13 protein-coding genes are annotated in these 13,369 nt (G+C 69.5%); 2 read left to right on the plus strand and 11 right to left on the minus strand.

The window, feature by feature from the left end; all coding sequences use genetic code 11:
- Positions 1-230 precede the first annotated feature (230 nt).
- Both MKK50_RS09100 and MKK50_RS09105 read right to left on the minus strand, forming a co-directional pair.
- Positions 231-1,307 (minus strand): quinone-dependent dihydroorotate dehydrogenase, encoded by a 1,077-nt coding sequence (locus MKK50_RS09100; RefSeq protein WP_499021800.1) that lies wholly within the window; start codon positions 1,305-1,307, stop codon positions 231-233.
- Entirely contained in the window at positions 1,304-1,654 is a 351-nt protein-coding gene (locus MKK50_RS09105; protein WP_499021801.1) for a DUF952 domain-containing protein, read from the minus strand. The genes MKK50_RS09100 and MKK50_RS09105 overlap by 4 nt, the downstream gene beginning before the upstream one ends.
- Positions 1,655-1,867: 213 nt before the next feature.
- Between MKK50_RS09105 and MKK50_RS09110 the strand changes: the two genes are divergently transcribed.
- Complete coding sequence (locus tag MKK50_RS09110; protein WP_253372864.1) at positions 1,868-2,500, plus strand: S24 family peptidase; 633 nt, start codon at positions 1,868-1,870, stop codon at positions 2,498-2,500.
- Between the two features lie 57 nt (positions 2,501-2,557).
- On the opposite strand, the gene MKK50_RS09115 is transcribed toward MKK50_RS09110, so the two are convergent.
- The 8 genes from MKK50_RS09115 to MKK50_RS09150 form a co-directional block, all read right to left on the minus strand.
- Complete coding sequence (locus MKK50_RS09115) at positions 2,558-2,887, minus strand: DUF6949 family protein (protein ID WP_012253606.1); 330 nt, start codon at positions 2,885-2,887, stop codon at positions 2,558-2,560.
- A 277-nt stretch (positions 2,888-3,164) separates the two neighbouring features.
- The gene (locus MKK50_RS09120) at positions 3,165-3,380 is read right to left on the minus strand and encodes a DUF3126 family protein (RefSeq protein WP_056198925.1); all 216 of its coding nucleotides are present in this window, start codon (positions 3,378-3,380) and stop codon (positions 3,165-3,167) included.
- A gap of 135 nt (positions 3,381-3,515) precedes the next feature.
- Positions 3,516-4,376 (minus strand): serine O-acetyltransferase, encoded by an 861-nt coding sequence (gene cysE / locus MKK50_RS09125; RefSeq protein WP_499021804.1) that lies wholly within the window; start codon positions 4,374-4,376, stop codon positions 3,516-3,518.
- Between the two features lie 281 nt (positions 4,377-4,657).
- Complete coding sequence (locus tag MKK50_RS09130; protein WP_253372860.1) at positions 4,658-5,557, minus strand: helix-turn-helix transcriptional regulator; 900 nt, start codon at positions 5,555-5,557, stop codon at positions 4,658-4,660.
- A gap of 625 nt (positions 5,558-6,182) precedes the next feature.
- Positions 6,183-8,456: a sensor histidine kinase gene (locus MKK50_RS09135; RefSeq protein WP_499021805.1), complete on the minus strand. Its 2,274-nt coding sequence runs from the start codon at positions 8,454-8,456 to the stop codon at positions 6,183-6,185.
- A 121-nt stretch (positions 8,457-8,577) separates the two neighbouring features.
- A complete protein-coding gene (locus MKK50_RS09140) occupies positions 8,578-8,781 on the minus strand; it encodes a hypothetical protein (RefSeq protein WP_499021807.1) in 204 nt (67 codons plus the stop codon).
- A gap of 11 nt (positions 8,782-8,792) precedes the next feature.
- Positions 8,793-9,092 carry a hypothetical protein gene (locus tag MKK50_RS09145; protein WP_499021809.1) on the minus strand — a complete coding sequence of 100 codons (300 nt, stop codon included), beginning with the start codon at positions 9,090-9,092 and terminating at the stop codon, positions 8,793-8,795.
- Positions 9,093-9,249: 157 nt separating this feature from the next.
- Positions 9,250-9,984: a response regulator gene (locus tag MKK50_RS09150; protein ID WP_499021811.1), complete on the minus strand. Its 735-nt coding sequence runs from the start codon at positions 9,982-9,984 to the stop codon at positions 9,250-9,252.
- 424 nt (positions 9,985-10,408) lie between these two features.
- Between MKK50_RS09150 and MKK50_RS09155 the strand changes: the two genes are divergently transcribed.
- Entirely contained in the window at positions 10,409-12,199 is a 1,791-nt protein-coding gene (locus MKK50_RS09155) for an ATP-binding response regulator (protein ID WP_499021812.1), read from the plus strand.
- 192 nt (positions 12,200-12,391) lie between these two features.
- Here the strand turns inward: MKK50_RS09155 and MKK50_RS09160 are convergent, their stop codons facing one another.
- Positions 12,392-13,309, minus strand: coding sequence for an alpha/beta fold hydrolase (locus tag MKK50_RS09160; RefSeq protein ID WP_499021814.1), 918 nt, complete (start codon positions 13,307-13,309; stop codon positions 12,392-12,394).
- Positions 13,310-13,369: the final 60 nt, after the last annotated feature.

Raw genomic sequence — 13,369 nt, forward strand, 5'->3', positions numbered from 1 at the left:
TTGCGCTGCCAGCCGGTTCACCCAAACGGCCGGCTCCCTTGTAGATCAGATCCGATTTCGCGGTGCGGGCCGAATGGGAGGCGAGACCGGCAGCCGTCGCGAGGTCGGATCACGTCACGGACGCGTGCGGTGACAGTCGGAACTGGACCCGCTCCATCATGGCAAGGCGGGGCCAACTCAATCAAAGCGCCGAGCCCACCGAACACGCCGCGCGATTGCGTGGCGTTAAGTCAGGCGTCCCGCGCGAGGGCGGCCGCGTCCCGCCCGACGACCGGGGCGAGACTCGTCAGCCCCTCCGCCCGCAGGCGTTGGCTTAAGCCGCGCTTGATCGTGCCGACCAGCCCCGGCCCCTCGTAGACGAGGGCGGAGTAGAGCTGGACGAGGCGCGCACCCGCGCGGATCTTGGTCCAGGCGGCCTCTGCCGAATCGATGCCGCCGACGCCGATCAGCGGGATCCGGTCGCCGACGCGCAGGTAGGTCTCGGCCAGGAGCCGCGTCGACGGGCCGAACAGTGGCCGTCCGGACAGGCCGCCGGTCTCCTTCGCGACGGAGGATTCCGTGAGGGATGCCGGCCGCGCGATCGTGGTGTTCGAGACGACGAGGCCCTGGATGCCGCGCCGGAGCGCCGTCGCCGTCATGGCGTCGAGCCCTTCGAGGGCAATGTCGGGCGCGATCTTGAGCAGCACGGCGGCGCTCGATCCGCTGGCATCGCGGGCGGCGACGACGCGGGCGAGCAGGTCGTCGAGGAAGGCCTCGCCCTGAAGGTCGCGCAGGCCCGGCGTGTTGGGCGAGGAGACGTTGACGGTGATGAAGGCGACATGCGGCGCGAGCCGCCCGGTGCAGGCGACGTAGTCGGCGAGCCGGTCCGCCGATTCCTTGTTGGCCCCGATATTGACGCCGACGATCCCCTCGCGTCCGGCGCGGGCCTTGAGTCGGTCGGCCACCGCGTCGAGCCCCTCGCTGTTGAGGCCGAAGCGGTTGATCACCGCCCGGTCGCCGGGAAGCCGGAACACCCGCGGGCGCGGATTGCCGGGCTGCGGCTGCGGCACGACTCCGCCGACCTCGACGAAACCGAAGCCGAGGCCCAGCAGCGCGTCGGCCACCCGCGCGCCCTTGTCGAAGCCGGCGGCGAGGCCGACAGGGTTGGGAAAGCGTTGCCCGAACATCTCGACGGCAAGCGACGCGTCGTCGGCCGGCGGCCGACGCGGCGGCAGCAGCGAGAGGCCGCGAATCGTCAGGTCGTGCGCCGTCTCGGCGTCGAGCCCGTGCAGCAGCGGCCGGGCAAGGGGGAAGAGCGCGTCGATCATGCCTGCGGGATCTCCGCCGGGAATACGTGCCGCCCGTCCGCCCCCAGGGGCATGTCGGTCACGGAGCGCACGGCGCTCAAGGAAAGGTCGCCGTAGAGGTGCGGGAACAGCGCGCCACCCCGCGACGGCTCGAACCGCAGGGCCGGTCCGAGATCGTCGCTCTCGATCGCCACGAGGAGCAGATCGTCCTGACCGGAAAAGTGGCGGGCGGCGGTCTCGGCGACCTGTTCCGCGGTCGAGAAGTGGATGAAGCCGTCGGCGTGGTCGACGGGCGCGCCGGTGAAGCGGCCGAGCGCTTCGGCCTCCTGCCAGAGGCCGCGCGGACAGATCTTGTAGACGAGGGCCATCCGATCTCCAGGGGTCAATCGTCCGGAGCGATAGAACGCGCGCTTCCCCGCGGCAACCGATGCCGGATACGGGGTGCCACGTCTTCACCGCTTGCCGTTCAGATGCGACACTCGCCTCTCCGGATGCTCCGATTGCGTCCAGGGTCAGCGGGTTCTAGTTTCCTAACTTTAGGCCGTATGTCTCAACGGCACACGCGCCGGTTTGAGGCCGCCATGCTGTCGCACGAGCAGATCTGGACTGCGATCGACCGGTTGGCCGAGCGCCACGGCTTCTCCGCCTCGGGGCTCGCCCGGCGTGCCGGCCTCGATGCCACGAGTTTCAACCGCTCGAAGCGCGTCGGCCCCGACGGGCGCAAGCGCTGGCCCTCTACCGAATCGATCGCCAAGGTGCTCGCCGCCACCGGCGCCAGCCTCGACGACTTCCTGCGGCTGGTCGATTCCCATCAAGGGCCGGCCCGGACCATGGTGCCGCTGATCGGTCTGACCCAGGCTGGGTCCGGTCGCCTGTTCACGGACGAGGGCATTCCGACCGGCGGGCCTGGCTGGGAGGAGATCGAGTTTCCCGATCTCGGCGGTGACCGCGCTTTCGCGCTGGAGGTGCAGGGCGATTCGATGCTGCCGCTCTACCGCGACGGCGACGTGCTGATCGTCGCCCCGAATGCCAGCATCCGCAAGGGCGACCGGATCGTCGCGCGGCTCAGCAACGGCGAGGTGCTGGCCAAGGAACTGCGCCGCCGCACCGCCCGCACCATCGAACTCGCCTCGCTCAACCCCGACCACGAGGACCGCATGGTGCCGCTCGCCGAGGTCGCCTGGATGGCCCGCGTCATGTGGGTGCGGCAGTAGAGGCCGGCGAGAGCATCGTTCCGAAAGGTGGTTGCCGGCTTTCGGAAAAAGACGGTGCTACAGCCCGGCCAGCCGATGGGCCATGCCGAGGGCGATCTGGCCCGAGAGCAGGCTCCAGCCGCAGGCGATCATCGTCGCGATCATCACGAAGGGGATCGGCCGGCGCTCGATGCGCCGACCCCGCAGGGTGTTGCGCAGGATGATGAAGGGCGCGACCACTGCGATCATCGGCAGCGCGGCCAGGGCGGTGACGCCGCCGGCTTCCAGCAGGCGAAAGCTCGCCCGCCGGTTCGTGGCGTATTCGAAGGCGCTCGCGAGCAGCCCCGCCAGAGCGAGGCCGACGATGAGCGCCTGGATGGATTCGACGGAAGACGGGCTCACGGTCATGACGCGCTCGACGCTCCTTCTCAGGACATGACGCGCAGTCTGACCGATCGTTTACGTGTTGTTAAGAAAGACGTTTCGTTAACGCTAACGCCGCCCACAGGCTCGACGCCAAAGGTGGGCGTCGAGCCTGTGGGCGGCGCTGCCGGCCCAGACGAAGGCCGGCTTGCGACTTCATACCAAATCCTATTGATCCCTTCGGGATGGCGGATTTGGTCTTCGCTCAATCGCCGTGCGGGCTGAGCGATTCGCATCCCGCTTTCATCAAGCGGGATCCGTATCAGGCGTCTTCTTCGAGATCGATGTCGAGGATCGCCATCCGGAAGGTGAAGGAATCGTCGCCGTCTTCCTTGTCGTCCGCGAGGACACCGATCGACTCCTCGCCGATGAACACCTCGGCGGAATCGCCGGTCTTCATCGCCACGACGCGGATGCTGGCATTGGCGAACTTGCGGCGCAGGTAATCCTGCAGCTTGGCGACTTCGGTCTTGGTCACGCCGTCAACCTTCTTGCGAGGCGGTGCGTGCCGGGACGAGCGGTCCCGGCGGCAGCGCTGAGGGGCTTGTGATGGTGGCCGGCGGCTTGCCACGTCGGGGGAGGGCAGGCAACCCGCCGGGCGCGGAGAGCGGCTTCAGATCCCGCCGGCGATATCGATGAACTCGCTCATCGCCACGAGCTGGTCCATCGAGCGGGCGGGCTCGGCGCAGCCGGCCGCACCGACGACGCGTGCCGGCACGCCGACGACGGTGGTGTGGGCCGGCACCGACCGGAGCACGACCGAGCCGGCTGCGACCCGGGCACAGGCCCCGACCTCGATGTTGCCGAGGATCTTGGCGCCCGCGCCGATCATCACGCCGCGACGGATCTTGGGGTGGCGGTCGCCGCCATGCTTGCCCGTGCCGCCGAGCGTCACCGCATGCAGGATTGACACATCGTCCTCGATCACCGCGGTGGAGCCGATCACGACCCCGGTGGCGTGGTCGAAGAACACCCCGCGCCCAATCCGGGCGGCCGGGTGGATGTCGGTCTGGAACACCTCCGACGACCGGCTCTGGAGGTAGAGTGCGAGGTCGCGCCGGCCCTGGCCCCAGTACCAGTGGGCAAGCCGATGCGCCTGGATCGCGTGGAAACCCTTGAAGTAGAGTAGTGGCTCGAGCGCGCGCGTCGTCGCCGGGTCGCGGTCCATCACCGCGAGGATGTCGGCGCGCATGCTTTGGCCGATGCGGGCATCGTCCTGAAGCGCTTCGTGGAAGCCGTGGGCGACGAGTTCGGACGAGAGCGAGGCATGGCCGAGGCGTGTGGCGACGCGGTGCGCCACCGCCGCCTCCAAGGTCGGATGGTTGAGGATGGTCGCAACGAAGAACGAGGCGAGCTGCGGCTCGTCGCGCACCACCGTTTCCGCCTCGGTGCGCACGCGCGTCCAGAGCGGATCGACGATGCCGGCGATGCCTTCGCGCCCGGAGGCCGGACTGAGCGACGGACTGGCGGACATGCATTCCTCCTCGACAGCCTGGGCTGTCCATCCGGCTTGCGGTCACAACGCGCCCGTTTCCGGAAGCGTGTTCACGCCGCCCCGCCTGCCTTGCCGAGGCGGCCAGCGAGACAGGTTATGCCGCCGGGTGGGGCCTGAGGTTACGACGCGTATCGCGAAAACCGCCCGGGAGAGAAGCGTCTTCGCCCGCGCCGGGTCAAGCCCTACAGCTTGGGGCGATCCTGCGGCGCATCAAGAGGTCGTGTGTCACCCTGCGGCGGATGGTGCCGCGCAAGCCGCCGTCACGCGGCCGGACGCCGGCCGCCGGTGTCGTTGCCGCTGAAGCGGGACTCGATCACTTCGATCAGACGCTCGGACATGGTCTCGACCGGTACGTCGGAGGTGTCCACGACGGCGGAGGCGCGGGCGTAGAGCGGCTCGCGGCTGAGCAGCACCGCGCGCAGATCCTCCAGCACCGAGGCCGGATCGCCCTTACCTTCGACATGGCCCTGGTCGCGCACCCGCTGCAGGTGCTCCTCGGGGCGGGCCTGAAGCCAGATCGTGTAGAAGGAGGAGAGCAGCAGGTCGTAGGTCAGCGGCTCGGCGACGATGCTGCCGCCGGTGGCGAGCACCATCGGCCCCGGCTGCTCGGCGAGGCCGCGCAGGGCCTTCTGCTCCAGCCGGCGGTAGCCTTCCTGGCCGTAGATCGCGAAGATCTCGCGCACGGACAGACCGTTCTCGCGCTCGATTTCCGTGTTGAGCTCCACGAAACGCCAGCCGAGATGGGCCGCCGCCATCCGGCCCAGCGTCGATTTGCCGGCGCCGCGCAGACCCACCAGCGCCACGCGCCGCCGGACCGTGCGCGCTTCCGCGCCGGTCGAGCCTGCGAGCGCCGACTTGGCCAGGGCGATCTGGTCCGGGCTCGCCTGATCGAGCAGGTCGCGGATGACGCGCCAATCGGACGAGGCTTCCTGGGTCGCGACGAGATCGTCGAGCCGCATCCCCATCGCGTTGGCGACGCGCCGCAGCAGGATGATGGAGACGTTGCCCTGGCCGCTTTCGAGCTGGGCGATGTAGCGCTCGGACAGGCCGGAGGCCTGCGAGAGCAGCTTGCGTGACAGCCCGCGCACCGTCCGCGCGTGGCGAACGCGGCGGCCGAGTTCGTTCAGGAAACCGGCTTCTTGATCGGCCGCGTCGGTCATGGCCCCACTCACCTCATCGTCCTTTCCGACGCCCGCCTCGATCCGAATACAGGTCGAATAGCTCCGGCGGGGCCTCGCCCCCAGGATACCATCCGCTCGCCCGGAGAGCCGAGCGAGAAACGCCCGCTGCAACGCGCGGGCCAAAGCACGCGGAGACGGCGGGGAAGGCGCACATCTGGCGACTGGCAGGCTGCGGTGCAACCCGTCGCGCGAGCGTGGCATCCATGCGAACTCACCGGTGGATAATATATGATATCTCGCAACGCGAGAGATACGGCGCTGCAAAACACTACTCCGCCAACGTCACCCCCTCGAACGGGGTGCGCCCGAGCGGGTCCGTCCGGAAGCCGCGTACCGCGCGTCGGGCTGCCATGTGGATGACGGGGTGGGCGAGCGGCACCCAGGGAACGGCATCGCGGAAGCGGGTCTGCGCCTCCCACTGCCACCGCCCGGCAGCCGAGCAGCACGTTCATGACGTTGTCGGGGCCGCCGTTGTCGCGGGTCCAGCCGTAGAGCATCATCGTCCGTGCGCCGCCGTAGGGAGCCGCGCGGTAGGCGTTCCAGTCGCGGGTGGTCGGCCGTGCGCGGATGCCGATGCGGGCGAGGTCGGCGCGGACGAGGCGTCTCATCGTGCCTCCGCCCCGGTGGGCCGGCGCGCTGTGCCCGGCCGCTCGGCGCCGCCGGGCGCCCGTGGGAAGTCCAGGCGCACAAGGGTGCCCCGGCCCGGGTCGCTCTCGATGGCGATGCGGCCCTGGAGTTTGGCCGTGACGAGGTTGTGCACGATGTGCATGCCGAGCCCGGTGCTGCCGCGGGAGCGGGCGGTGGTGAAGAACGGGTCGAAGATGCGCCCGAGATGCTCCGGCGCGATGCCGCCACCGTCGTCGCTCACCTCCAACCGAACGAGCGCTCCGGGCGCCGAGACCCGCACCGTGATGGTTCCGGGCCGCTCGGCGCCGGCGAACCCGTGCACGACGGCGTTGGCGACGAGATTGGTGACGACCTGCGCGAGCACGCCGGGATAGGTGTCGACGACGATGCCGGGCGGGACCTCACGCCGAATCCGGTGGCCGCCCTTGCGCAGCATCGGCTGCAGGCTCGCGAGAAGTTCGCCGAGCCAGACATCGAGGTCGAAGCTGCGGCGCTCGTCGCTCGCCCGGTCCACCGCCACCTGCTTGAAGCCGTGGACGAGGTCGGCGGCGCGGGTCAGGTTCGCGCAGAGCAGTTGCGTTCCCTCGCCAACCCGATCGACGAAATGGGTTAGGCGCGAGCGCGAGAGCGTGCCCGCCGCGACCAGGCCCTGGAAGGCCCGCGTCTCGTCGCGCACCAGCGTCGCGGTGGTCAGCGCGATGCCGAGCGGCGTGTTGATCTCGTGGGCGACGCCGGCCACGAGTTGTCCCAGCGAGGCGAGTTTTTCCGCGCGGATCAAGTCGTCCTGGGCTTGGCGGAGATCGTGCAGGGCGGTGTCCGCCTGATCCTTGGCCCGCCGCAGCGCCCGTTCGCGCCGGCCGATCTCGGTCACGAAGAAGTTCGTGGCGCGGGCGATGTCGCCGAGTTCGTCCGTGCGCTGCGTGCCCGAGAGTCCCTCTGCCTTCGGGTCGGCGGCGAGCGCGATCATGTCGCCCTGAAGCTGGCGCAGCGGCACGAGGATCGAGCGGGCCACCGCCAGGGCGACCAGGGCACCGAGCAGCAGGCCGATGGCCGCACCGGCGAGGAGGAGCCGGCCGAGGAAGGTGCCGAATCGGTCGGCATCCTCGACCGCGTCGTCATTGAGGGCGCGGGCGGCCTCGCTCAAGGTCGCGGCGAGGCCGTCCATCTCGGCGATCATCGCGTTCTGGCGCTTGAGCCCGTCGATCGTTGTGGCGAGCCGCGCGCGCCATCCGTCGATGGCCTCGATCATGTCGGATTGGATCAGCGGCGAGATCGGCAGGGCGGCGGCGCTGGCCGAGAGCCGCTCGCCCTCGCCGAGCATGGCGGAGACGGCCTCCGCATCCCGGCGGGCCAGCGCCTCGGCGGTGCGCTGGCCGAGCTTGAGCGTGGCGATACCGATGTTCTGCGTCGCCTGCTCGGTCGCGTTGGCCTCGCTCGCGTAGGCGAGGAGCTGCGCCACGGCGTCGTCGAGCGTGCGCTGCTCGGAGGTCGCGATCTTGAGCCAGCGCTCGCCCCACTCGGTCAGCCGGTCGCCGGGGGGCGGATCCGAGGCGGTCAGCCTCTCGGCCTCCGTCGCTTCGGTCTCGCGCGAGGTGGCGCGCAGGGCCGCGGCGAGGTCTCGGACGGCATGGACGAGGCGGGTGCGCTCAGGGCGCGCGGCTTCCTCGCCGCGTTGCCGGGTCAGCCTGTCTTGCCACGCGGCGGCCAGCATGGCGTTGAGCCCTGCCACGACGTCGCGGGTCGCGCGCAGCCGGTTCACCTTCCCCGTCATCGTCCAGGCGAGATCGACGTTGGAGGCTTGTTGGCGCTGGCGTGCCTGCTCGGCAAGGTCGGTCAGGCGGTTCGCGCGCTGGCCCATCTCGGCGGTGAGGCCGTCATTCTCGCGGGCGACCGCCGAGAAATCCTGCATTCGTGCCACGTAGCGGTCGAGGGATCGGCGCGCCGCGCCGGCCCGCTCGGCCTGGCTCCGGGTGCGGGCCTGATTCTGAATCGCCTCCAGACCTTGGCCGGCCCTGCTAGTCAGGTCGAAGAACCGCGTCTCGATCGCCGCGCGCGCGTCGGCGCGGGCGGTGATGGAATCGTCACGGACCATCCGCGCCAGGGTGAGGTCGTGATAGACGCGGGCGGCGAGCAGGGCGCCGGCCCGGGCCCGCTCTCCTTCCGCGAGCAGGAACCAGCCCGCCGCCGCGATGGCTGCGGCGACGAGGATCGGGACACCGCCGACCAGGGCAATCTTCCGGCCGACCCGCATCCTCGCCCCGTGGCGGGCTCCCTCGGGAGCGTCCTTCGTCGGAGCGGGATCGTCGCCGGAAACGCGTCGCCCGACAAGGGGCTCGCGCCGGTCTCTATGGGGATGGCGGGCCGAGCCGCCCTCACGCACCCGCCGGGGCCGTGTGGCGCCGTTTGCGCACTGGAATCCCCCGGCCGCCGGAGGTGCCGAAGCGCCCTTCCTTGGTCGGCGTCGTCGGGACGGGCCGGCCGTCGCGCCCGCCTTGCTGGCGCCCGTGCAGGATCTCCCGCAGGGTGGCCAGCGTCTCCGCCGAGGCCTCCATGGCCTCCTTCGAGAAATGCGGCATGGCGGCCCTCCTCAACGCCCGGTGAGAGCGATGATGCGGACCTTGCGCCCGTCGGCGGCGCAGGCCGCCGGTTGGTAGGGCCAGGCGGCGGCACAGGGGGCGGCCGTCGATGGTTCGCCTTTGAGCGCCGTCGCCTCGGGTGTTGCCCCTTTGGGGGTTGCCGCCTTGGGCACCACGGCGGCGGGCGCCTCGATGGGTGCCGCGGACCGCGCCGGCTTCGGGCCGGCGGCGGCATCCGCCGCGGCCAAGCCGGCAACGAGGCCGGCGGACAAAACCGCGCTCGCGGCGATCATCGAGACCAATCCCTGCATGACATCCCCCCTCGCGGCCTTGCCGTCGTCGATGGCGATGGTTGTAGGCAGGGGGGCATGTCCGGCGTTTTGCGTCGCCGGTCACAGGATCACGGGATCAGAAGGTGATTGTTGCGTCCCGGAGCCGCCGACGAAACATTCGGCGGCGAATGCACCCTCAGTCGCCTTCGGGCCGGAAGATGTAGCCGAGGCCGCGCACGGTGCGGATGTAGCGCGGGTTGGCCGGGTCCGGCTCCACCTTCTTGCGGATGCGGTTGATTCGCACGTCGATCGCCCGGTCGAACGCGTCCGGATCGCGGGCGTCGGCGAGGTCGAGCAGCCGCTCGCGCGACAGGGCCCGCTTCGGATGGTCGGCAAAGGCCTTGAGCAGATCGAATTCCGAGCGGGTGAGCGGCTGCTCCACGCCCGCATCGTCGCGCAGGCGCAGGGCATCGAGTTCGAGCCACTTCGTTCCGAACCGGACGGTTCGCGCCGGTGCCGCGACTTCGGGGGCCGGTGCCGATGGAGATGCCGGCGCGCCCTGCGCCCGCCGCAGCACCGAGCGCACCCGGGCGACGAGTTCGCGTAACTCGCAGGGCTTGGGCAGGTAATCGTCCGCGCCGAGTTCGAGCCCCACCACCCGGTCGATCGGGCTGGCCGTCGCCGTCAGCATGATGATCGGGATCGGGCTGCGCGCCTTCAGGTCCCGGACGATGGAGAGGCCGTCCTCCTCGGGCATGTTGAGATCGAGCACGATCAGGTCCGGCGTGCGGATCCGAAGATGCGCCCGCAGCGCCCGTCCGCCCTCGCACAGGGTCACGTCGAAGCCGTGAAGGCGCAGGTAGTCCCCGACCATGGCGCGGGCATCCGCCTCATCGTCCACGACGGCGATGTGGGGGCCGGTCGCAGTCATGAGTCGGCGCCTGTGAAGTCCGGCGAAGAGAATTGGATCGACACCGCGATTGTTCCTCGAATCGAAAGGCACCCAAAGGCGTCCTCAGCCGGACTCAACAGCTTTCGCCCTCACCATGCCCGATCCGTCCGAGCTTGGCGACGCCACCGGGCGCGCGATCAACGGATCTTGTCGGACGATCCGTGCCGGATTTGGGCGGGATCATTGAAGCGGGCCGACACGGGGCGGCGGGATATGCGTTGAGACCACGCGCCTTTCGAAAAGATTTCGTCGCAGGATTTCGCTAAGCATCGCGGTGTGTGCTTTCGAACGGTGCAACTGCTCGCGCCGCTTCATCAAGGGCGGCGCGGGAGCACGCGTTACGCTGATTCGGTCGGCGGATGCGTGCGGGTGACTTAGAGGACCTCGGGAAGGCCTTCACGCGATGAACGACGCGACCGACGACGACTGGCTCGACCTCATCCCCGACGAAGCGGCGGAGGCGCCGGCCCGAGCCGGCACATGGACCATCGCGGTGGTCGATGACGACCCGGCCGTACACGAGGGCACCCGCTACGCGCTCGCCGGCTACAGCCTCGACGGGCGGGGCCTCGAGATCCTCTCCGCCCATTCGGGCCAGGAGGCGCGGGCGCTGCTCGCCGAGCGGCGCGACGTCGCCATCGTGCTGCTCGACGTGGTGATGGAGACCGACGATGCCGGGCTGAGGCTCGTCGACTACATTCGCCGGGAGCTGAAGGAGGAGACCGTCCGCATCATCCTGCGCACCGGCCAGCCGGGTCAGGCGCCGGAGCGGCGCGTCATCGTCGATTACGACATCAACGACTACAAGGCGAAGACCGAACTCACCGCCGACAAGCTGTTCACCAGCCTCACCGCGGCGCTCCGGGCCTACCAGCAGCTCCGGCGGCTCGACGAGACCCGGCGCGGCCTGGAGATCATCATCGACGCCGCGCCGATGCTGCTCGACCACAAGTCGATGCAGCGTCTGGCCGAAGGCGTGCTGACTCAGGTCGCCTCGCTCCTCAACGTCGATTGCGCCGGCATCCTCGTTCTGCGCGAGGATGAGAGTGCCGCCGACCGGCGGGAGGGTGGCTTCTGCGTGCTGGCGGGCTCGGGGCTCTATGGCGGCTATGTCGGGCGCGACCCCGGCTGGCCGCTCGATCCCGGCATCCAGCCGCTGGTCGAGCAGGCCTTCGCGGCACGCCGTCACAGCTTCGGCGACGGCCTCTCCACGCTCTACGTCCAGACCGCGAGCGGCAGCGAGATCGTCGCGCTGATCGACACCGACCGCCCGCTCTCCGACACCGACCGGGCGCTGATTACCCTGTTGGCGGGGCGCCTCTCGGTCGCCTTCGACAATGTGATTCTCTACGACCGGCTGCAGCGCGCCAACGTCACCCTGGAACAGCGGGTGGTCGAACGCACCGCCGAGCTGATCCGCGCCAACCGCCGCCTCGACATGCAGCGCTCGGATCTGCGCCGGGCCAACAGCCTCAAGACCGAGATTCTGGGCACCATCGCCCACGACCTGAAGAACCCGCTCTCGGTGATCCTCGGCCGCTCCGAGATGCTGACCGACCTGATCGGTCTCGACCAGGGGGATGCGTCCGGCGCGGAGAAGGCGCGGGCGGCGATGCAGACCCAGGTCGAGCACGTCCGTACCTCCGCGACCCGTCTGATCGACATGATCGACAGCCTCATGGCCGATGCCATGAACGACGCCCTCGACATCACCCTGCGGCGGGAGCCCGTCGATCTCCCTGGCCTCGCTCGCGAGGTCTGCGAGGCCAACCGGCCGCTCGCCGAATCGAAGGGCCAGAGCCTGGTGACGGATCTGCCCGCCCCGCTCTCTCTCTGCGGCGATGCCGAGCGGCTGCGCGAAGCGCTCGACAACCTCGTCTCGAACGCGATCAAGTACTCCTTTCCCGGCGGCGCGATTACGGTGAGCGTGCGGGAGGAGGGGGGAGACCTCATCTGCGCCGTGGCCGACCAGGGCCCCGGTCTGTCGCCGGAAGATGCTGGCCGCCTGTTCGGGCGCTTCCAGCGCCTCTCGGCCAAGCCCACCGGCGGCGAGGGCTCGACGGGGCTCGGCCTCTCCATCGTCAAGCGCATCGCCGAGTTGCACGGCGGCCGCGCCGAGGCCTTTTCCGAAGGGCCGGGGCAGGGGGCCGTGTTCGCGATGCGGTTCCCGAAGGAGGCGGTGGTAGGAGCTTGAGGGGCGAGACCCGTCGGGTTGATCTGGCGAGGAGCGGCTTTCGACTCTGCGCGGGCCCTCCCGATGTCCCTTCGCGGCGTTCTGATCCCAACCGGCCGAACTATTGGGTAGCGCATGATTGAACGCTGCTCAGCGGCATGCTCTCTCCCTCGACCTCGGGTCGCTCTCGCTCTGGAATCGTCCTGTCGAGGTTCAGGCGCTGAGGAACCGATCAAGGTGTTCGCAGAAGGCACTCTCCGCCTCCTCGGCAACGAAATGGCCGCAATCTTCGATGACGACGCCGACATGTCGATCGCAGCGCGGCGCCACGGCGTCGGCAAGCTTGCCGCCGATACTCTGGCGCCCGCCGATCGTCATCACCGGCATCATGAGCCGGCGGTCGCGCAACGACGCCATCAGGGCAGCATCGGCCCTCAACGCCCGATAGAAGTTGAACCCGGCGGTCATCGCGCCTGGCTTGGCGTAATGCGAGGCGAACTCCGAGATGGCCTCTTCGGTCACGGCGTCCTTGCGATGGGACCATGCCTTGATCTGCGCGGCGATATACTCGTGCTCACGGCCTTTCGTCAGAATCTCCGGTAGGTCGGGCGCCATATGGAACCCGTAGTGCCATAGGCCGCCGCGCCACGTGTCCATGTTCTCGGTGCCCGGTACCGAGCAGTCGACCAGCACCAGCTTCGCGATGGAGCCCGGCGACAGCAGAGCCTGCACAAGCGCAGCCTTGCCGCCCATGTCGTGGCCAACGAGATGCGCGCGTCCGTTCGCTTCTTGGACGATCAATTGCCGAACGTCCTCGGCGATGGTGCGCTTGTCGTATCCGGATTCTGTCTTCCCCGAGAGGCCCGTCCCTCTGAGATCCGGTGCGATCAGACGGTATCGGTCGGCGAGCCTGTGCATCACGCCCCGCCACGCGAACGAGGTTTGCGGCCAACCGTGCAGCAGCACGACGGGAGGACCGTTCCCCATGATGCGATAGTGGATGTCGCAGCCATTCAGACGAGCAACCCGAGACTCGATCGGCCCCAAACGTGCGCGTGCCTGCGGTGCGGCTGTGGCTGCGAGCGCAGCACCAGCAAGGTTTTTAAGGGCGTTGCGGCGTCCGATGTCCATGCGGGTTTTCCATGCTGTCGGCTTCCCCGTTTTGGCAGACGATCGCGCAGCCGCTATTCC

Origin of the sequence: Methylobacterium sp. J-043 (assembly GCF_022829505.1) — a bacterium.
Classification (GTDB): Bacteria; Pseudomonadota; Alphaproteobacteria; order Rhizobiales; family Beijerinckiaceae; genus Methylobacterium; species Methylobacterium extorquens_A.